This window comes from Bilophila sp. 4_1_30 (assembly GCF_000224655.1).
Taxonomy (GTDB): domain Bacteria; phylum Desulfobacterota; class Desulfovibrionia; order Desulfovibrionales; family Desulfovibrionaceae; genus Bilophila; species Bilophila wadsworthia.
In genome coordinates this window covers 84,797-105,382 of the sequence record NZ_JH114232.1, presented here as the reverse complement: position 1 = coordinate 105,382, position 20,586 = coordinate 84,797, and the positions used below count along the sequence as shown (strand labels likewise).

Here is a 20,586-nt window from a genome sequence, read left to right as displayed (position 1 = left end):
CTGTGCCGATTGCGGAATTTTTGTTTGAGCCATTTGGCCTCTCGGAGAGAGTGTTCCCCCCGAGGGGCCAAATGTTTTGGCTTTGTCAGTCCAGATCGGCGATGATCGGATTGCCGCTGAGCTCGTCAAGGAAGCGGTCGGGGCGTTCCTTCTGATCCGGGACCGTGATGTCCTGATCCACGTATTCGCGGTAGCCCGTCCCGGCGGGGATAAGGCGGCCGACGATGACGTTTTCCTTAAGGCCGCGCAGGTAGTCCATCTTGCCCTTGAGGGCCGCCTCGGTGAGCACCTTGGTGGTTTCCTGGAAGGAGGCCGCCGAGATGAAGGACGAGGTGGTCAGGGACGCCTGCGTGATGCCGAGGACCAGCGGTTCGGCGGTGGCGGGGGAACGTCCCTCGGCTATGGCCTTCTGGTTTTCGGCCTTGAACTCGGCCTTGTCGACCTGTTCGCCCACGAGGAAGCTCGTTCCGCCCGGCTCGGTGACGGTCACCTTGCGGAGCATCTGGCGCACGATGACTTCGATGTGCTTGTCGTCGATGCCCACGCCCTGGAAGCGGTACACTTCCTGGATTTCGTCCACCAGGTAGGCGGCGAGGTACTTCTCGCCCTTGGTGCGCAGGATGTCGTGCAGCTCGGGGTTGCCTTCGGTCAGCAGGTCGCCGCACTCGACGAAGTCGCCGTCGGACACGGTGATGTGCTTGCCCTTGGGCACCAGGTATTCCTTGGATTCGCCCACTTCCGGCGTGACGATGAGCTTGCGCTTGCCCTTGGCTTCGCCCGCGAAGGAAACGGTGCCCGCGATTTCGGAAACCACGGCCATATCCTTGGGCTTGCGGACTTCGAACAGCTCGGCGACTCGCGGAAGACCACCCACGATGTCGCGGGTCTTGGAGGTTTCACGAGGCTTACGGGCGATGATGTCGCCCGCGAGCACCTGCTCGCCGTCCTTGACCATGATGATCGCGCCGACGGGGAGGCTGTAGACCGCGGGGAGCTGGCCCGCGCCGCGCAGCTTGGGATCGCCGTTTTCATCGCAGACGGAGACGGACGGGCGGAAGCTCGTCGTACGGTATTCGATGATGGTCATGGACGCCTGGTGCGTGGCTTCGTCCAGCTTTTCCTGATAGGTCTTGCCGTCCACGAGGTCCGTGAACTTGATGAAGCCGTCCACTTCCGAGACGAAGGGTTCGTTGAACGGATCCCATTCGGCGAGGAGCTGCCCGTTGCTGACGGACTGCCCATCCGTAACGTGCAGGCGCGCGCCGTTGGGGAGCGTGTAGCGCTCCACTTCGCGGCCCTGCTCGTCGATGACGGCGACCTGCCCGCTCTTGCCGAGCACCTGAGCCACACCTTCGCGGTTCCTGATTTCCTTCACGCGGGTGAGGACCACGCGGCCGTCATGCTGCGCCTCGAAGTTCGAACGTTCGATTTCCTTGGACGCCGTACCGCCGATGTGGAAGGTACGCATGGTGAGCTGCGTGCCGGGTTCGCCGATGGACTGCGCCGCGATGATGCCGACCGTCTCGCCTATATTGACGAGGTGGCGGCGGGCAAGGTCGCGTCCGTAGCACAGCGAGCAGATGCCGCGCTCGGACTGGCAGGTCAGCGCGGAGCGGATCATCACGGAGTTGATGCCCTTGTCGTCCAACGTCTTGGCGACGGATTCGTCGATCAAAGTGTTTTCGGGGTAGAGCAGGTCGCCCGTTGCGGGATCATACACGGGATAGAGCAGCACGCGGCCGAGCGCGCGCTCGGACAGCTTCTGCTTGACCTCGCCGCCGTCCTTGATGGCGCGGATTTCGATGCCGTCGACGGTGCCGCAGTCGTGTTCGGAGACGATGACGTCCTGCACCACGTCCACGAGACGGCGGGTCAGGTAACCGGAGTTCGCCGTCTTGAGGGCGGTGTCCGCGAGACCCTTACGAGCGCCGTGCGTGGAGGTAAAGTACTGGAGCACCGTCAGGCCTTCACGGAAACTCGCGGTGATCGGGGTTTCGATGATTTCGCCGGAGGGCTTGGCCATCAGGCCGCGCATACCGGCGAGCTGACGCATCTGGTCGGCGTTGCCTCGGGCACCCGAGTTGGACATCATGAAGATCGGGTTGAAGCTGAGGTTGGCCTCCTGCTTGCCGGTCTTCGGGTCGGTCAGGATATCCGTGGAGATTTCCTTGTTCATTTCCGCGGACACGTCCTGCGTGGCCTTGGTCCAAACGTCGACGACCTTATTGTATTTTTCCGTACGGGTGATGATACCGTCGCGGTACTGGCTTTCGATGTTGTCCACTTCGGCGGAAGCGGCATCAATGATGCGCTTCTTGGAATCGGGGATCAGCATATCCTTCACGCCGATACTGATGCCGGAGCGGGTCGCGTATTCGTACCCGATGGCCTTGATGCGGTCGCAGAGGATGACGCACGCCTTGACCCCGGCGTCGCGGTAGGCGCTGTCCACCAGCTTGGCAATGTTCTTTTTGGTCAATTCTTTGTTGACGTTCTCGAACTTGATGCCGGCGGGCAGGCCGCGCCATACGAGGATACGGCCGGGCGTGGTGTTGGCGAGCTTGCCGTCTTCCATGCGTACCTTGATGCGGGCGTGCATACTGACCTGATCGGCGTCAAGGGCGGCTTCCACTTCCCACGGGGCGCAGAAGACCATGCCTTCGCCCTTTTCGAAGGAACGTTCCACGGTCATGTAATACAGGCCGAGGACCATGTCCTGAGAAGGCACGATGACGGGCGTTCCGTTGGCGGGCGACAGGATGTTGTTGGTGCTCATCATGAGCACGCGGCATTCGATCTGCGCTTCCACGGAGAGCGGGATGTGTACGGCCATCTGGTCGCCGTCGAAGTCCGCGTTGTAGGCTGAGCAGACGAGCGGGTGCAGCTGGATGGCCTTGCCTTCGACGAGCAGCGGCTCGAAGGCCTGGATGCCGAGGCGGTGCAGCGTAGGGGCGCGGTTCAGCAGAACCGGGTATTCCTTGACCACGTCGGCCAGGATATCCCATACAACCAGCTCTTCGCGCTCAACCATCTTTTTCGCGCTCTTGATGGTGGAGGCATGGCCTCTCTTCTCAAGTTCGGAATAGATGAAGGGCTTGAAAAGCTCGAGCGCCATCTTCTTGGGCAGGCCGCACTGATGGAGTTTCAGGTACGGGCCCACGACGATGACGGAACGGCCGGAGTAGTCGACGCGCTTGCCGAGCAGGTTCTGACGGAAGCGGCCCTGCTTGCCCTTGATCATGTCGGACAAGGACTTCAGGGGGCGTCCGTTGGTGCCGGCGATGGCGCGTCCGCGGCGGCCGTTGTCGAACAGCGCGTCCACGGCTTCCTGCAACATACGCTTTTCGTTACGGATGATGATGTCGGGAGCCCCGAGTTCCATCAGGCGTTTCAAGCGGTTGTTACGGTTGATCACGCGGCGGTACAGGTCGTTCAGGTCGGAGGTGGCGAAACGGCCGCCGTCGAGCGGAACGAGAGGGCGCAGTTCCGGCGGAATGACCGGGATGACTTCGAGGATCATCCATTCGGGGCGGTTGCCGGATTCGAGGAACGCTTCCACGACCTTGAGGCGCTTGGTGAGCTTCTTCTTTTTGGTCTGGGACTTGGTGGTCTGCGATTCTTCGCGCAGGAGCACCTTGATTTCCTCAAGGTTCAGTTCTTCGAGCAGGCCGCGGATGGATTCCGCGCCCATGCCCACGGTAAGGGCGTCCTCGCCGAAATGGTCGATGATCTGGAGGTACTGGTCCTCGGAGATGACCTGCATCTTCTGGAGGTTGGTGCTGCCGGGATCGAGCACGATGTACGAGTCGAAATAGAGCACCTTTTCCAGATCGGCCATGGTCATGTCGAGCAGGGTGCCGATCTTGGAGGGCAGGGTCTTGAGGAACCAGATATGGGCGACGGGCGCGGCCAGTTCGATATGGCCCATGCGTTCGCGGCGCACCTTGGAGGCAATGACTTCAACGCCGCACTTTTCGCAGACGATGCCGCGGTGCTTCATGCGTTTGTACTTGCCGCAGTTGCATTCGTAGTCCTTCACCGGGCCGAAGATCTTCGCGCAGAACAGGCCGTCGCGTTCGGGCTTGAACGTACGGTAGTTGATGGTCTCCGGCTTCTTGACTTCGCCGTAGGACCATTCGCGGATGTTCTCCGGCGAGGCGATGGAAATCTGAATCGCCTTCAGATTGCGGATTTGGCTCGCATTGGCGTTGGCCGAGCTGCGAACCGAGAAGAGATCGTCAAGACTCATATATATGTACTCCCTTTTGCGGGTCAGGCGCCGGAGAGGCAACGGCCCGTAAAGGACCTCCGTCTCCGAACCCTACCCCCATCCCCTCAAAACCGCTGTCTTGAGGGTTGGACGTAATGAAGGGTCTCTTAACTGGGAGGGCCTCCGCTTTCTTCCTTCTTCCGTTCCGGGGGCTGGCCCGGCACAAAAAATTCAGGAGAGAAAGGGGAGGGGTGCGGGGAAAGGAAAGGCTTTCCTAATGAAAGGGCTCTCCCTTCCCCGCGATGGTATCTATTCGTCAGCCATGTCCTGCTGCTGTTGCAGGTACTGCTGGTGTTCCTCTTCGGCGAAGCCGACGCGCTTGGGCCTCTTCTTGCCTTCCTCCTGATGGAGGGTGACGTTGAGGCCGAGGGACATGAGTTCCTTGACCAGAACGTTGAAGGACTCGGGGAGCCCGGCTTCGAGGAAGTTGTCGCCCTTGACGATCTTCTCGTACATCTTCACGCGTCCCGTCACGTCGTCCGACTTGACGGTGAGGAATTCCTGCAACAGGTAGGAAGCGCCGTAGGCTTCGAGGGCCCACACTTCCATTTCCCCGAGACGCTGGCCGCCGAACTGCGCCTTGCCGCCCAGCGGCTGCTGGGTGACGAGGGAGTAGGGGCCGGTGGAACGGGCGTGGATCTTTTCGTCAACGAGGTGGTGCAGCTTGAGGTAGTACATGACGCCGGTGGTCACGCGGTTCTCCAGCTTCTCACCCGTGCGCCCGTCATAGAGGACGGACTTGCCGTCGTCGTCGAGGCCGGCGCGGGACAGCCAGTTCCAGATTTCCGATTCTTCGGCACCGTCGAACACCGGGGTGTACGTGATGATGCCGTTGCGCAGCTTCAGGACGGACTTGCGGAATTCCTCGTCGTCCATCGCATCCACTTCGGCGGAGATTTCCGGCGAAGCGAAGATGTCCTTCACTTCGTCGCGCACGGACTGGAGGGCGGTGCCCTTGTCGACCATTTCCGCGAGCTGGCGGCCCAGTTCGCGGGCGGCCCAGCCGAGGTGCACTTCCATGATCTGGCCGATGTTCATACGGGAAGGCACGCCGAGGGGGTTCAGCACGATGTCCACGGGGCGGCCGTCGGCGAAGAAGGGCATGTCCTCTTCCGGCAGAATGCGGGAGACGACCCCCTTGTTCCCGTGACGGCCGGCCATCTTGTCGCCCACGGACAGCTTACGCTTGATGGCGATGTGAACCTTGACCATCTTGATCACGCCGGGGGGCAGATCGTCCCCTTCCGTGACCTTTTCGCGCTTGGAGTCGTAGATCGACTTGATGTACTCGATCTGGTGATCGTACTGCACAAGCAGTTCGCCGACGTTTTCGTTGACTTCCTTGCTCTGGAACAGATCGGCCAGCTTCTTGACCGGCAGGGCCATGAGCAGCTCTTCGGTCATGGCGGCACCGGCTTCGGCCAGCACTTCGCCCTTCTTGTCGCCGAGCAGGGTCGTGGCGATCTGCTTGCCGTCGACGATGGGGAGCAGGCGTTCACGCATCCGGCGCGTGATGGCGCGGATGTGATCCTGTTCCTTGGCGTCGAGGCGGCTGATTTCGTAGTCCTCGATGTTCCTGGTGCGCTCGTCCTTTTCGCCGGAGCGACGGTTGAACACCTTCACATCGATGACCGTGCCTTCAACTCCCGGCGGGACCTTGAGGGACGTGTTCTTTACGTCGCGGGCCTTGTCGCCGAAGATGGCGCGCAGGAGCTTTTCTTCCGGGGTGAGCTGCGTTTCGCCCTTGGGCGTGATCTTGCCGACGAGGATGTCCTCGGGCTTCACGGGCGCGCCGATGCGGATGATGCCGCTCTCGTCGAGGTTGCGCAGCATTTCTTCGCCCACGTTGGGAATATCGCGGGTGATTTCTTCCGGTCCGAGCTTGGTGTCACGGGCCACGACTTCGAACTCTTCGATGTGGACGGAGGTGTAGATGTCTTCCTTCACCACGCGTTCGGAGATGAGCACGGAGTCTTCGTAGTTGTAACCGCACCAGGGCATGAAGGCGATGAGCATGTTCTTGCCGAGCGCGAGGCCGCCATCATGGATGGCGGGGCCGTCGGCGAGCACGTCGCCTTTCTTCACGATCTGGCCGGGCACGCAGGAAGGCACCTGGCCGAAGCAGGAGTTCTGGTTGGACTTGTGGAACTTCAGCAGATCGTAGGCGCGCACGCCGCCCATGTTGGGGTACAGCGCGGGATCGTCGTAGGCCACGATGATGCGGTTGGCGTCGGCATAGTGGACCACGCCGGAGCTTTCCGCGAGGATGCACGCGCCGGAGTCGCGGGCCACATCCACTTCCATGCCGGTGCCCACAAGGGGGCGCTCGGAACGGAGCAGGGGCACGGCCTGGCGCTGCATGTTCGAACCCATGAGCGCGCGGTTGGCGTCGTCGTGTTCGAGGAACGGGATGAGCGCCGCGGAGATGGACACCATCTGGCTCGGCGAAATGTCCATGAGGGTGATTTCCTCACGGGCAGCCATGAGCACGTCGTCGCCAACACGGGCGGTGACGTAGTCGTCCACGAGACGGCGGTCGGCGTCGACGGCGGCGTTGGCCTGCGCGATGACGTGGCCCATTTCGCGGGAAGCGTCGAGGTGCACGAACTCGTCGGTCATATAGCCGTCGCGGATGACGCGGTACGGCGTCTCGATGAAGCCGTAGTCGTTCACCTTGGCGTAGGTCGTCAGGGAAACGATCAGACCGATGTTCGGGCCTTCAGGCGTTTCGATGGGGCAGATACGGCCATAGTGCGACACATGGACGTCTCGGACTTCGAAACCGGCGCGTTCGCGGGTCAGACCGCCGGGGCCCAGAGCGGAAAGACGGCGCTTGTGCGTGACTTCCGAGAGGGAGTTGGTCTGGTCCATGAACTGCGACAGCTGCGAGGTGCCGAAGAATTCCTTGAGCACGGCGGCCACGGGCTTCGGATTGATCAGGTCGTGGGGCATAAGCGTCGCCACTTCCTGAATGCTCATCCGTTCCTTGATGGCGCGTTCCATGCGCACGAGGCCGATGCGGTACTGGTTTTCCACCAGTTCGCCCACGAGGCGCACGCGACGGTTGCCGAGGTGGTCGATGTCGTCGGCGGGGCCGTGGCTGTCCTTCAACTGGACAAGCACCTTGATGGCGTCGAGGATGTCGTCGTCGGCAAGGGTGCGCAGATCGGCGTGATCGGTCTTGTTCAGGCGCTGGTTGAGCTTGTAGCGGCCCACGGGCGACAGATCGTAGTAGTCGCCGTTGCGGAACAGGTTGTCGAAGAACGACGCAGCAATTTCCGGGGTTGGCGGGGAGCTCGGACGCAGGCGGCGATAGATTTCTTCCTGCGCTTTTTCCATGGTGGGCGTCTTGTCCTGCACCAGGGTGTCGCGGATGGAGGAAGAGGTATCGGTACCGCGGGTGTGCAGCGCGGAAATGGTCGTGATCCCGGCTTCGCGGCACGCGTCGAAGAGGCCGGCGGTGATTTCGTCGGCGGCTTCGGCGAGGATTTCACCGGTGGCGTTGTCGACCAGATCTTCGGCAAGGAACAGGCCGAGGGGCGTTTCGGGGGCCACTTCGATCTTTTCGACGCCGGCGGCTTCCATCTGGCGCCACGCGCGCTTGGTGATGGGCTTGCCGGCCTTCACCAACACGTTGCCTTCCTTGTCGACGATGTCGGCAAAGGCGGCTTCCTTGCGGTGCAGCTCGGGATTGAAGTGCCAGGAGACGCGGCCGTCGTCCTCAAGCTCGTAGATTTCTTTCTTGTAGAAGCAGTCCAGGATTTCGGTCTTGCTCATGCCCATGGCTTTGAGCAGAATCGTGGCGGGCATCTTGCGGCGGCGGTCGATGCGCACGTAGAGGATGTCCTTGTGGTCGAAGTCAAAGTCGAGCCACGAACCGCGCATGGGGATGACACGGCAGGAGTAGAGCACCTTGCGGCTGGTATGCGTCTTGCCGCCGTCGTGCTCGAAGATGATGCCGGGGGAACGCTGCAACTGGTTGACGATGACGCGCTCGGTCCCGTTGATGATGAAGGTTCCCTTTTCGGTCATCAGGGGCAGGGTGCCGAAATAGATGTCCTGTTCCTTGATATCGCGGACAGTACGCGCCTCGGTCTCATCGTCTACATCATAGACGACAAGGCGGACCTTGATGCGTACCGGGGATTCGTAGGTAAGACCCTTGGAGATGCATTCCGCCTGATCGTACTTGGGCTCGCCGACTTCGTAGCTGACGAATTCGAGGCTGGCGGTACGGTTGAAGTCTTCGATTGGGAAGACAGAACGGAAGACCCCTTCCAGACCTTCATCAGGGAGACGTTCCGTACGTCCCTCCTGCATGAACTTCCGGTAGGAGTCCACCTGCAGGTTGAGCAGGTGGGGAATCTCCACCTCAACCTTGATCTTGCCAAATTGTTTGGTAAGCTGACCCATCATTTCACCTCTGAGAAGGTTGGTCGGCAAAAGCCGGAACGTGCTCGGGTTGCGCGCTCTCGGAATCAATCATGTATAAAAAACGCAACAAGGTCGACAACATAGTTACCCTCCAGAAGATCCGGAGGGCTGTTGTCGACTGATGATACCCGTGTTAGTTCAAAAAATTGGAACAGATACCACCTCTGGTTCGTGTCGCGTGAATTCGAAAAGATAAGAAGGAATCGTCATAAAGGCAAGCTTTTTTTCCTCACGAAGCGAAAAATCTTCATTTGGGGCATGGTTTTTGAATAGTGGAAAGGCTGTGAGCCTAGGGAAAGGGAGAAGGGGATTCCTTGCCGGGAGTCTGTCCCTCCCTTTCTTCGAGGCTTCTCCGTTCATCCTGTAAGGACTTTGAAACGGGCGACAGGCCGCTTCCGTCCGGCGACTGAGTCCCTAAAAGCGGCATACCGCACCTCCCCTCAGCTTTGCCAAGAGGGGACTTTCGCCATAGAAGGAAAGAGAACCTTGGTATAGGTGCGGGGGCGCTCGGCATGGGGCACCAAGATATGAACGGGAGATACCGGGCAGGAGGCTTCCTTTCCTTTTTCCCTCGAATGTTCTGGAACGACCAGAGAGGTACGCATGGACGGTCCGTTTATCGTTTTTTTCCTCGCACTGGGGGTGCCGCTTGTTTTCGGAGCCTCTATTGGTACCGCATTCAGAGGACGTTCCGGCAGGAGATTTGGGGTCGTTACTCTTGCGCTCGGGCTTGCCGGTCTGCTTTGCGGAGGTTTGGCCTTCACGATATGCCGTGACGGTTACGGGCTGTTCGCCTGGGTGCTGCTGATGCTGATGGCCGGAGGTGTTGCCTGTTTCGGAGGCGGCTGCTGGCTGGCTGCGCGTCGGAAGAGGCAGAGTGGGGAGGAGCCTCCGTGGGACTGGCGGAAACGCTGAACAGAGCGCCGTTTTCCCTTTGTTTCCCCGACCTCTGTAACCCTTCCCATGAGCTCCGAAGTGTGTTTTCCTACCCCTTTTCCGGAATGCCGGTGCCTGTGAGCAAGCCTTGGCCTCTTGTCCCGTTTCCCTGCATTCACCGCCGCTCTCTTGCGGTCCCACTCCATAAAGGGAGAACGAGGCACCCTGCTTCATCTTTTAATGGGGAGGTACGCATGGACAGTGTTTTCGGCATGTTCTTTTGGGCCTTGGCCATCATCGCTTTTGGGGCTTGCATCGGTGCAGGGCTCAGAGGGCGGCCCGGGAGGCTGTTTGGCCTGACCATCCTGAAAATCGGGCTTGCCGGCCTCTTCGTCATGTTGCTGTTCGTGGACAGTTTTCCCCACAATGAAATAATCTTGTGGCTGTTGCTGATGCTTATGGCCGGTGCCCTCATCTGTTTCGGCGGCGCGTGCTGGCTGGCAGCGCGTTCTATGGGGAAGGATGATGAGCCGCCGGGGCAGGATTGACGGCAATGCTGAGCCCGCCTTTCCCCTTTGTTTTTCCGGCCCTTTCCCACATGCTCTTTGCGGCGAGGGCGCCCAAGATCCCTTCTTTTTCCTTTCCGGCAGGAGGGGAGGCCGGGCGTCGGCTATCGACAGGATATCCCGTTTTTCTCCAATGACTCTGGGCAAGTTCTCTTTCCGATACGCTTCGGAATCACCGGAGCCCTCCTTTGGGAGCCGGAAACGCTGCGGACAGGGATTCGATGGGGCGAAAGTCTAGAAAGAATGGAGAATTGGAGGGTGAGGGTGAAGCCTTTCTTCTGAAAGGTTCTCCTTCCAATTCGTGCAATAAAAAAGGCGGCGCTGGGAAAACCCGCACCGCCTTTGAAAGCGCGTATAAAGTGAACTTACTTCACTTCAACTTCAGCGCCGGCTTCAACCAGCTGCTTCTTGGCTTCTTCGGCTTCTTCCTTGGACACGGCTTCCTTCAGAGTGGAGGGAGCGCCGTCAACCTTGTCCTTGGCTTCCTTCAGGCCGAGGCCGGTCAGAGCGCGGACAACCTTGATGACGCCGATCTTGTTGGCGCCGGCGGACTTCAGGATGACGTCGAATTCGGTCTTTTCTTCAGCGGGAGCAGCGGCTTCAGCGGGAGCGGCCACCATCATGGCAGCGGCGGGAGCGGCAGCGGACACGCCGAACTTTTCTTCGAGTTCCTTGATGAATTCGGAGAGTTCGAGCACGGTCATGTTAGCGATAAATTCAACAACTTCTTCTTTGGTAACGGCCATGGGATTGCTCCTTTGAGACTTTGGCTTGGGTGTTTAACGGGTTGCCTAGGCAGCCTTTTTCTCTTCGATCGCCTTGAGGGCGTACATAAGAGGACGAACCATGTTGGCGAACAGGGAGACGAAATTGGTAGGCACGGCGTTCATGGTGCCGAGGACCTGACCAAGGAGTTCCTGCTTTCCGGGCAGCTTGGCGAGAGCGTCCACCTGAGCGGCGGAGAGCATCTTGCCTTCGAGGCTGGCGTGGCGAACAGTAAACAGCTTGCTGGTCTTGGCAAATTCGGAAACCGCCTTGGCGACCGCCACCGGATCCTGAGAGGTCAGGGCGATGCCGCAGTTTTCCTTGAACATGTCCTTAACGGAATCATGCATACCATCGGTGAGGGCGATGCGGGCCAACGTGTTCTTGACGACGAGATACTCGCCGCCGCACTCATAGAGTTTCGCACGGAGCCGCGTCAGCTCTTCCACCGTCATCCCCTTGAAATCTGTCACTACCACAAAAGAGGCAGCGTCGGCTTTCGCCTTAATCTGCGCAATCAGGGCAGCTTTTTCAGATCTATTCACGTGAATCTCCTTCACGTTAGGGGTTGCTCGAAGATTCGTTCAAAATCTTCGCAGTGGAAAGCCGAGCCAAAGAAAGCGTCTGAGCAGGCATGATTGAGGGTTTCCCCGCCTGCCGTCTTCGACTCGAATTCCCAATCCATTGCCAAAAACGGTCCTAGCGGACCGTTTTTGTTCTCAAAGGGGTTAGCCTTCGATGAACTTTTTGATCAAGGTCATATCCACCTTAAAGCCGGGGCCCATCGTGGTGGAGACAGCCATGTTCTTCATATAGGTGCCCTTGGCCGCGGAAGGCTTCAGGCGGTTCACGGTCTCGACGAGAGCCTTGAGGTTGCCAAGGATCTTTTCGGGGCCGAAGGAAACCTTGCCGAGGGGGGCGTGGAGCACGCCAGCCTTGTCGACTTTGAAGTCGACACGCCCGGCCTTGAGTTCCTTAACGGCAGTGGCGACGTCGAAGGTCACGGTACCGGTCTTGGCGTTGGGCATCAGGCCGCGGGGGCCGAGCACACGACCGACCTGACCGACGAGGGCCATGACATCGGGAGTGGCGACGGCGGCGTCGAATTCCAGCCAGCCTTCCTTGATCTTCGCGACGAGCTCTTCCGCACCGGCGATGTCGGCGCCGGCAGCGCGAGCTTCGGCTTCCTTTTCGCCCTTACAGAACACGGCCACGCGGACGGTCTTGCCCAGGCCATGAGGCAGGGAGACGGCGCCACGGACCATCTGGTCGGAATATTTGGGGTCAACGCCGAGGCCGATGGCCACGTCCACAGTTTCATCAAACTTGGCGAAAGAGGCACCGAGGGACTTCTCCACTGCTTCTTCTACAGAGAAGCGCTGGGAGAGGTCGAGGCCTTCTACCGCCTTACGATATTTTTTCCCGAAGGGCATTGCTCTATCCTTTCAAAAGCTGGTCTTCCAACATCTCCTGCCGAATCCTTGATGCAAGGAAGGGCAGTACGACTGACGCGGTGGAGATCCTTACTTGATCTCGATGCCCATGCTGCGGGCGGTACCCATGATGGACTTGACGGCGGCTTCCATGCCGTTGGCGTTGAGATCGGGGAGCTTCAGCTTGGCGATCTCTTCAACCTGCTGCATCGTGATGCTGCCCACCTTGGTACGGTTGGGTTCGCCCGAACCCTTTTCCACCTTGGCCGCCTTCATTACCAGCACGGCGGCCGGCGGGGTCTTGGTGATAAAGGTGAAGGAACGGTCAGCATAAGCGGTGATGACCACGGGAATGATCATACCCTTCTGTTCCATGGTGCGGGCGTTGAACTCCTTGCAGAACTGCATGATGTTCAGGCCGTGCTGACCGAGGGCGGGACCTACCGGCGGCGAAGGGTTCGCAGCGCCAGCGGGAATCTGCAACTTGATTTTGGCAACTTCTTTCTTGGCCATTGTCTTTCAACCTCTATTAATACGGCACATGGGGCCGCAGACTGCAAGCAATCGTTATCCCTTGGAGACCTGGATGAAATCCAGTTCCACGGGAGTCTGTCTGCCGAAGATGGACACGGACACCCGAAGCTTGCCCTTGTCGTAGTTCACGTCTTCAACAACGCCGTTGAAGCCGCCGAAAGGCCCGTCGATGACGCGCACGTCGTCGCCCCGCTCGAAGCTGAACTTGGGACGGGGTTGTTCCTGGCGGGTTTCCATGAGGGAAAGGATGCGGGCCGCTTCCTCGTCCTTCATGGGAGCGGGACGGTTTTTGCCGCCCACAAATCCCGTCACCTTGGGAATGCTCTGCACGAGGTGCCATGAAAAATCGGTCATGGTCATGCGGAGCATGATGTAACCGGGATAAAACTTACGCGTGGTGGTACGCTTGGCACCGCCTTTGCCCAGTTCGATGACCTTTTCGGTCGGAACCACAACCTCATGGATGAGGCCGTTGTCCTGGGCGTTGCGCATCATTTCCTTGATGGTGGCCTCTACGCGCTGTTCAAAGCCGGAGTAGGTGTGCACGATGTACCAGCGGGATTTCCCGGTATCCTGGTTCCCCGCGCTCAACTCGGTCTGAACTGTGGACGCCGCCAAAATGTCCTGCGCAGTCAATTCTGACTGCGCGGGTTTTGCTTCTGCTTGGGACTGTTGGGCAGACGATTCGACCGCCCCTGAGGACGCATTGTTTTCTTCGATCATGGGCTTCTCCATTAAGCAGCGAGAATGAAGGAGATGAGTTTGGAGAGCCCGAGATCCACAACGCCGAGGAAGATCGCCATGACAACGACGAAGGCCAACACCACCAGACTGGTCGTACGGGTTTCCTTGACCGTGGGCCAGGTCACCTTGCGAAGCTCAGTCTTGGACAGCTCAAGATAGTTCCTGAACGCTTTCGCCTTGGCAACGATGCCTTCGGATTTTTCTTCTTGTGCTGTCGTCGGTTTCTTGGTCATGATACGTTCCTGCAGAAATGAAAATGGCAGGGCAGGAGGGATTCGAACCCCCAACATGCGGTTTTGGAGACCGCCGCTCTAGCCGTTAGAGCTACTGCCCTGCGTTTATGAAGTCACTACCGGGTTTCGCGGTGAACCGTGTGGGTTCTGCACCAGGGGCAGAACTTTTTCAGTTCGACACGACCGGTCGTGTTCTTCTTGTTCTTGACCGTGGCGTAATTGCGGCGCTTGCATTCGGTGCAAGCGAGCAGGATGTTGACGCGCATGGCTTTACTCCACGATTTCCGTCACAACACCAGCGCCGACGGTACGACCACCTTCGCGGATAGCGAAGCGGAGGCCCTTTTCCATGGCGATGGGGTGAATGAGCTCGACATTAAAGGTAGCGTTATCGCCGGGCATAACCATTTCAACGCCTTCTTCAAGAGCGATGATACCGGTGATGTCGGTGGTACGGAAGTAGAACTGAGGACGATAGCCGGTGAAGAACGGGGTATGGCGGCCGCCTTCTTCCTTGGACAGAACGTACACTTCAGCCTTGAACTTCTTGTGGGGCGTGATGCTCTTGGGAGCGGCGAGAACCTGGCCGCGTTCCACTTCGTCACGCTTCGTGCCGCGGAGCAGAGCGCCGATGTTGTCGCCGGCCTGGCCCTGATCGAGCAGCTTGCGGAACATTTCGACGCCGGTGCAGGTCGTCTTCACGGTGGGACGGATACCCACGATTTCGACTTCTTCGCCGACCTTGATGATGCCACGTTCCACACGACCGGTGACCACGGTACCGCGACCGGAGATGGAGAACACGTCTTCGATGGGCATCAGGAAGGGCTTGTCGGTTTCGCGGACCGGATCCGGGAAGTAGCTGTCGCAAGCGGCGAGCAGTTCGAGCACGCACTGGGCGTCAGGGGAATCAGCGCTATCGGATTCCAGAGCCTTCAGAGCGGAACCGCGGACAACCGGGATTTCATCGCCGGGGTAGCCGTAGGAGCTCAGCAGTTCGCGGACTTCCATTTCGACGAGTTCGAGCAGTTCGGGGTCGTCGACGAGGTCACACTTGTTCATGAACACGACGAGGTGAGGCACGCCGACCTGACGGGCGAGCAGGATGTGCTCACGGGTCTGGGGCATGGGACCGTCGGTGGCGGCAACCACGATGATCGCGCCGTCCATCTGAGCGGCACCGGTGATCATGTTCTTGATGTAGTCGGCGTGGCCGGGGCAGTCCACGTGAGCGTAGTGACGGTTGTCGGTTTCGTATTCGACGTGGGCGGTGGAAATGGTGATACCACGTTCCTTTTCTTCCGGAGCCTTGTCGATTTCGTCGTACGCGATGAACTTACCGCCCTGCTTCATAGCAGCGACTTTGGTGATGGCGGCAGTCAGAGTGGTCTTGCCGTGGTCGATGTGACCGACAGTACCAATGTTCATATGAGGCTTGGTACGCGTAAATTTTTCCTTACCCATGACGGTCTCCCTTCTTGGTTGCAGAAGATAACGGATTTTTATGGGACAGAGCCTGTGGCGTCACAAGACCATCCATCACTAGCCATCAATCTGGCAGCGCTCTGGCATCCCGATACGTTAGGCACGGCGAAATGGGGGAGGTGAGGAAGAGGCAGGTGTGGAGCGGGAAACGAGACTCGAACTCGCAACCCTCAGCTTGGAAGGCTGATGCTCTAGCCATTGAGCTATTCCCGCCTGTATGCCGTAGTCCCCTGACAGTTTTTACCTGTCTCCTACAGCCGTGTCAGCTTTTTTCATCTGGTGGAGGGGGGAGGATTTGAACCTCCGAAGTCTCACGACGACAGATTTACAGTCTGTTCCCTTTGGCCACTCGGGAACCCCTCCACTTTAGGAAGACAAAAACAGGGCCATTGCAATCTGTTTTTGTCGATGCGCGCGGAATCGCTTCCGCTTGTGCTCCAACCGGTGAACCGGAAGCCTTACGGCTTTTGCTGGAGCTGGTGATGGGACTCGAACCCGCAACCTGCTGATTACAAATCAGCTGCTCTGCCAGTTGAGCTACACCAGCAACAGGGACTAGCTCTTACACAATCCATTTGGGTTTGGCAAGCAAAAAAACGTCCCCGCCGCAAAAATAATCGGAAAACGGGCTTTGGCCTGTCTGCCGTTATCTAGGCAACCCCACAAATCCGACCAGCGGATTCGGGTGCGGGGCCGTTTCCGAACCCGCGACCGAATCTATAGGGTGCTTTGAGAATTAAGGCAAGACTTTTATCGTGTATGCCGAGTCGACATTCAGGTACTTTTTGACGATTTCCCTGAGTTGTTCAGGGGTTACGTTTTTACTCTTTTCTATTTGATCCTTGGTGAAGGAGAGCGGATAGCCTTCCATCGTCAGGGCCGCGGCTTCGCCCGAACGGCTGCCGAGGCTTTGCATGTTCCGGTAGTAGTCGCCTTCGAGCTGGTTCTTGCCCCGGTTAACATCCTCTTCCGACAGGAGATTTTGATGCAGGTCATTGATGATCCGCTTGAATCCCTCTTCCGCCTGTGCCATTTTGCCGGGTTCGGTCCCGATGTAGAAGACCATGTACCCGTTTTCCGAGGTCTGGCGGTTGAAGGCGGTCACGGTGTAGCCGAGGCCCTGCTTGTCGCGCAGATCACGGAAAAGGGGGCCGCCCATGCCGCCGAGCGACGTTTCGAGCAGATCCAGCGCGGGCGTATCCGGGCTGGTATCGGGCGCGGTCTTGAAGATCAGCATGAGGTGGGCCTGATTGCGCCCCGGCATGGGGATGTCGAGTTCCGGCCTCGTGCCCCACGCGGGGACGGGCACGTCCACTTTTCTCTGATCGGGAGCGGGCAGGCTCTTGGCGAACGCCAATATCTGATCGCGGTCGAAATCGCCCGACACGGCGAGCACCCACGGGCGGGCCTTCTGGCGGTTCCAGAAGCTGCGGAGCTGGGCCTCATCGTATTTCTGCACGTTTTCCGGCTCTCCGAGCTGGAGGTAGCCGTACACGCTGCCGGGGAAGAGGAAGGGGGGCAGCTTCCTGAAGGCGAGCCCGAGGGGCTGGTCTTCGCGGGACTTTATGGCCGCGAGCTGATCCTTGATGCCGCGGGCGGTTTCGTCCTTGCTGAACGCGGGGGCCGTGACCACCTCGCCGAGCAGATCGAACAGATCCTTGTTGAAACGGGCGGGCGTGGTGAGGTTTACGGAGAAGGTCTTGCGCCCGGCCGAAGCCGCAAGCCCCGCCGCGCGATCGGCAAGGAACGCCTGCATTTCGGTAGCGCTGCGCTTCGCCGTGCCCTTGGTCAGCACGTTGGAGACGAGCGCTGAGAGGCCCTGTTCGGAAGGCTTCAGCAACGCGTCGCCGCCGGAATAGGTCAGGTTCGCGGAAACGTAGGGCAGGGTCTTGTCCGGGATGAGCACCACGGTACGGCCTTTGCCGAGATCGATGACCTCGGTCTTGCCGGCTTCCGCCGTCTTCGCTGCGGAAGCCTTGGCCCCGGACTTCCATTCCTTGTCGAGGATGGCCTGCATGTCCGGCATCTTGGCGTCCTTGGGCGGCAGGACCACGGTGGTCAGGCGATCGGGCTGCACCCACGCCGCCAGCACTTGCTTGAGCATACCGTTGTCCACGTTGCGGAGCGCCTCAATGGCGTTCCGTTCGCCCTGATCGCCGCCCATGAAGAACTGGAAATAGCCGATCTTGGAGGCAAGGCCGGACAGCGTTTCCTTGGAGCGGTACAGATCGTCTTCAAGGTTCAGCTTGGCGCGTTCCAATTGCTCCGGAGTGAACGTTGAAGCGTCCAGCGCGGCGAAATCTTTGGTGAGCGAGGTCCAGAACGGCTCCACCTTGTCCGCGTCAAGCTCCGCCGTGACCACGAACGCGCCGATGCGCTCGAAGCCCACATTGGAGACGCTGATGCTGTCCACAAGCTGGCGTTCGTATTTATAGGTTTTGTAGAACAGGCTGGTGCGGTCGCCGCCGAGCAGATAGGCCAGCACGTCCAGCGTGGCGGACTGGTAGCTCGACGAACCGGGGACGGGCAGGGCCGCGGCCAGATAGACTTTGTTCCACGGGCCGGGCTGTACTACCAGCGCGGGCTTGCTGCCCGGCAGGGGGAGGCGGTCGGCCTCGTAGGGCATGACTTCCTTGAGCGGGGCGGTATTCTTATAGGGCGCGAACATCTTTTCCGCTTCGGCGAGCACTTCGGCGGGATCGACGTTGCCCACGACCACGAGCAGCATGTTCTGCGGCTGGTAGTACTTGGCGATATAATCGCGCAGGTTTTGCGTGGTCAGGGCGCGGATGGTCTTCTCATAGCCGATGATGGGGCGATCGTACGGGGTGCCCTTCAGCGTATCCGCCAACAGGGTTTTGAACATCCGGCTGCCCGGATCGTCCTCGCCGCGCTGGAGTTCCGCGACGATGACGTTCTTTTCGGATTCCAGCTCCTGCGGATCGAGCGTGGGGTGGAAGGCCATGTCGCGGACTACGTCCATGCCGAGCTTCCAGTGGCGGTCGGGCATGTCGGTGATATAGACCGTATAGTCATAGCTCGTGGCCGCGTTCAGATAGCCGCCCGCGGATTCCACTTCCTGGCTGATGGCGCTTTTGGGGCGGCTGTCCGTGCCCTTGAACACCATATGTTCGAGCACGTGGCTGATGCCCGCCTGATCCGGCGTTTCATACGAGGAACCGGCGTGCACGTAGAGGCGGGTGGAGACGAGGGGGAAGCGGGTATCCTTCAGGATGAGCACGGACAGACCGTTGGGCAATTTAGTGACCTGCTCCTCTTTCCCGGAAAGCGGATCGGGGATGACCGGGACGATATCGGAAGCCCCGGATGACGGCGAAGGGGCGGCGATCGCAGCCCCGGCCGCGACTCCCAGAAAGAGGCTCATGAAGGCTCCTGTCAGCAGTTTTAAGAATGAAGGCATGGGGGAAACTCCTTTCCGGCACACCGCGGACGGCGCTCCGCGCTTGCCCCAGAGGGGCGCAGCGCGTTCCGGATTGCTTGCATTTCTCCAAAAAGTAAGGCCGGACGCCTGAGAAGGCAAGGCCGCACACCAGCGCAGAATGATTTATCATACGCGTTGAACGCTTGCGGAGTTCGGTTTCCTGCGGCACAATGGCCGGGTAGCGGAAGCCGTACCCCTTAGCTGCCGGAGAGCTCTTCTGCCCCGGCAAATTCAATGAGGAGTCTTTAGTGTCCATCATCACTCAAAATGCGGCCCTTCAGGGCCTGCTCGCCGCGCATATGCCCGCGCTGGCCGAGTACGAGGGATTGACGCCGGAAGCCATCACTTCGGCCATCGAAGCCGGGACCATGGTCCTGCTCGGCAACCCCAATCACGCCAACGTCAAGCCCATTCTCGTCGGGCAGCCGAGCCGGGTGAAGGTCAACGCCAACATCGGGACCTCGCCTTTCCAGAATCACCCCGGCTGCGAAATGCGCAAGCTTGAAGTCGCACAGGAGGCCGGAGCCGATACCGTCATGGATCTGTCCATTGCCGGCGATCTCGTGGCGATCCGCAAGGATATGCTCTCGCGCACGCCGCTGCCACTCGGCACGGTGCCGCTGTACTCGGTGGCGCAGCGCTACATCGACAAGGATCGCGATCCCGCCGACATCGATCCCGAAGAACTGTTCGCCGAAGTCGAAATGCAGGCGGAACAGGGAGTGGACTTCATGACCCTGCATTGCGGCCTGACCCGGCGCGGGGCCGAATGGGCCGCACGCGGCGAGCGAGCCCTTGGCATCGTGTCGCGCGGCGGTTCGATCCTCGCCCGCTGGATGCTCAAGAACGACAAGGAAAACCCGCTGCTGACAGGGTATGACCGCCTGCTCGAACTGGCCCGCAAGTACAACGTGACCCTGTCGCTCGGCGACGGCCTGCGCCCCGGCGCGGGATGCGACGCGGGCGACGCCGCCCAGTGGGAAGAAGTCATGACCCTCGGCGCGCTTGCCAAGCGCGGCCTCGAATACGGCGTGCAGTGCATGATCGAAGGCCCCGGCCATGTGCCTATGAACGAAGTCGAGGCGCAGATTATCAGCATCAAAAAGATGACCCACGGCGCGCCGCTCTACGTGCTCGGACCCCTGACCATCGACTCCTCGCCGGGGTATGACCACATCGCCGGAGCCATCGGCGGAGCCATGGCCGTACGCGTGGGCGTCGACTTCCTGTGCTACCTGACGCCCGCCGAGCATCTGACCCTGCCCGATATGGACGACGTGCGGCAGGGCATCATGGCTTCCCGCGTGGCCGCGCAGGCCGGGGAAGTGGCACTTGGCCGCCCCCATGCGCTCGCCCGCGAAGCCAAGATGGCGAAGGCCCGCATGGCCCTTGACTGGCCCGCCATGCGCGAAGCCGCCATCGACCCCGCTATCCTCGACAAGCGCCGCGAACCCCACAAACATGAGGAAGCGTGCGCCATGTGCGGCAACTTCTGCGCAGTGAAAATGCTTCGGGACGCCAAGCAAATGTAAGTTCACCGGGGGAGGGGTCTTTTTTTGAAGCCTTCTCCTGAACGTCCTTTAGCCATTGTGAAAAGGGAGGGAACATGTTTCCTCCCTTTTTCAATGCCACCAGCACGGCTCGCGTTCTTTCCCTTCTCCTGCATTTCCTGAAGCAGATTTTTTCAGGGCCCCACTTTCAAGACATTGCCTATCAGCCAAAAGCGGCAAGCCGTTCCGCCGCAGGGAAAGCTGCAAAGAGGGATTCGATAAGGGGGAAAGTCTTTGAAGGGGTGGGGAGGTTT

Annotated in this window: 14 protein-coding genes and 4 tRNA genes; 3 read left to right on the top strand and 15 right to left on the bottom strand. The window is 59.8% G+C overall.

Annotated features, from left to right (window positions below):
• Window positions 1-85: 85 nt before the first annotated feature.
• Entirely contained in the window at window positions 86-4,249 is a 4,164-nt protein-coding gene (gene rpoC, locus HMPREF0178_RS07225; protein WP_009368122.1) for a DNA-directed RNA polymerase subunit beta', read from the bottom strand.
• Window positions 4,250-4,519: 270 nt separating this feature from the next.
• Window positions 4,520-8,683: a DNA-directed RNA polymerase subunit beta gene (gene rpoB, locus HMPREF0178_RS07220; RefSeq protein ID WP_009368121.1), complete on the bottom strand. Its 4,164-nt coding sequence runs from the start codon at window positions 8,681-8,683 to the stop codon at window positions 4,520-4,522.
• Between the two features lie 1,151 nt (window positions 8,684-9,834).
• Here rpoB and HMPREF0178_RS07210 point away from each other — a divergent pair.
• Window positions 9,835-10,128, top strand: a complete 294-nt coding sequence (locus tag HMPREF0178_RS07210; protein ID WP_009368118.1) for a hypothetical protein — start codon at window positions 9,835-9,837, stop codon at window positions 10,126-10,128.
• 383 nt (window positions 10,129-10,511) lie between these two features.
• Here the strand turns inward: HMPREF0178_RS07210 and rplL are convergent, their stop codons facing one another.
• The 13 genes from rplL to HMPREF0178_RS07145 form a co-directional block, all read right to left on the bottom strand.
• Window positions 10,512-10,892 carry a 50S ribosomal protein L7/L12 gene (gene rplL, locus HMPREF0178_RS07205; protein WP_005027879.1) on the bottom strand — a complete coding sequence of 127 codons (381 nt, stop codon included), beginning with the start codon at window positions 10,890-10,892 and terminating at the stop codon, window positions 10,512-10,514.
• A gap of 45 nt (window positions 10,893-10,937) precedes the next feature.
• A complete protein-coding gene (gene rplJ / locus HMPREF0178_RS07200) occupies window positions 10,938-11,456 on the bottom strand; it encodes a 50S ribosomal protein L10 (RefSeq protein ID WP_005027878.1) in 519 nt (172 codons plus the stop codon).
• Between the two features lie 183 nt (window positions 11,457-11,639).
• Complete coding sequence (rplA, locus tag HMPREF0178_RS07195) at window positions 11,640-12,344, bottom strand: 50S ribosomal protein L1 (protein WP_005027877.1); 705 nt, start codon at window positions 12,342-12,344, stop codon at window positions 11,640-11,642.
• A gap of 90 nt (window positions 12,345-12,434) precedes the next feature.
• The gene (rplK, locus tag HMPREF0178_RS07190; protein ID WP_005027875.1) at window positions 12,435-12,857 is read right to left on the bottom strand and encodes a 50S ribosomal protein L11; all 423 of its coding nucleotides are present in this window, start codon (window positions 12,855-12,857) and stop codon (window positions 12,435-12,437) included.
• A gap of 54 nt (window positions 12,858-12,911) precedes the next feature.
• Window positions 12,912-13,601: a transcription termination/antitermination protein NusG gene (gene nusG, locus HMPREF0178_RS07185; protein ID WP_005027874.1), complete on the bottom strand. Its 690-nt coding sequence runs from the start codon at window positions 13,599-13,601 to the stop codon at window positions 12,912-12,914.
• Between the two features lie 11 nt (window positions 13,602-13,612).
• Complete coding sequence (gene secE, locus HMPREF0178_RS07180) at window positions 13,613-13,855, bottom strand: preprotein translocase subunit SecE (RefSeq protein WP_005027873.1); 243 nt, start codon at window positions 13,853-13,855, stop codon at window positions 13,613-13,615.
• Window positions 13,856-13,879: 24 nt separating this feature from the next.
• Window positions 13,880-13,956 (bottom strand) — tRNA-Trp (locus tag HMPREF0178_RS07175).
• Window positions 13,957-13,971: 15 nt separating this feature from the next.
• The gene (rpmG, locus tag HMPREF0178_RS07170) at window positions 13,972-14,121 is read right to left on the bottom strand and encodes a 50S ribosomal protein L33 (protein ID WP_005027871.1); all 150 of its coding nucleotides are present in this window, start codon (window positions 14,119-14,121) and stop codon (window positions 13,972-13,974) included.
• A 4-nt stretch (window positions 14,122-14,125) separates the two neighbouring features.
• On the bottom strand, window positions 14,126-15,319 hold the full coding sequence (gene tuf, locus HMPREF0178_RS07165; protein WP_005027869.1) for an elongation factor Tu: 1,194 nt from the start codon (window positions 15,317-15,319) through the stop codon (window positions 14,126-14,128).
• Between the two features lie 158 nt (window positions 15,320-15,477).
• Window positions 15,478-15,553: transfer RNA gene (locus HMPREF0178_RS07160), tRNA-Gly, on the bottom strand.
• Window positions 15,554-15,617: 64 nt separating this feature from the next.
• Window positions 15,618-15,703: transfer RNA gene (locus HMPREF0178_RS07155), tRNA-Tyr, on the bottom strand.
• Window positions 15,704-15,811: 108 nt separating this feature from the next.
• Window positions 15,812-15,887 (bottom strand) — tRNA-Thr (locus tag HMPREF0178_RS07150).
• 189 nt (window positions 15,888-16,076) lie between these two features.
• On the bottom strand, window positions 16,077-18,725 hold the full coding sequence (locus HMPREF0178_RS07145) for a pitrilysin family protein (protein ID WP_009368117.1): 2,649 nt from the start codon (window positions 18,723-18,725) through the stop codon (window positions 16,077-16,079).
• Between the two features lie 305 nt (window positions 18,726-19,030).
• On the opposite strand from HMPREF0178_RS07145, the gene thiC reads away from it, so the two are divergent.
• Window positions 19,031-20,314, top strand: coding sequence for a phosphomethylpyrimidine synthase ThiC (gene thiC / locus HMPREF0178_RS07140; protein ID WP_009368116.1), 1,284 nt, complete (start codon window positions 19,031-19,033; stop codon window positions 20,312-20,314).
• Between the two features lie 74 nt (window positions 20,315-20,388).
• Window positions 20,389-20,586: hypothetical protein (locus HMPREF0178_RS22470; protein ID WP_009368115.1), on the top strand; the 198-nt coding region annotated here is incomplete at its 3' end.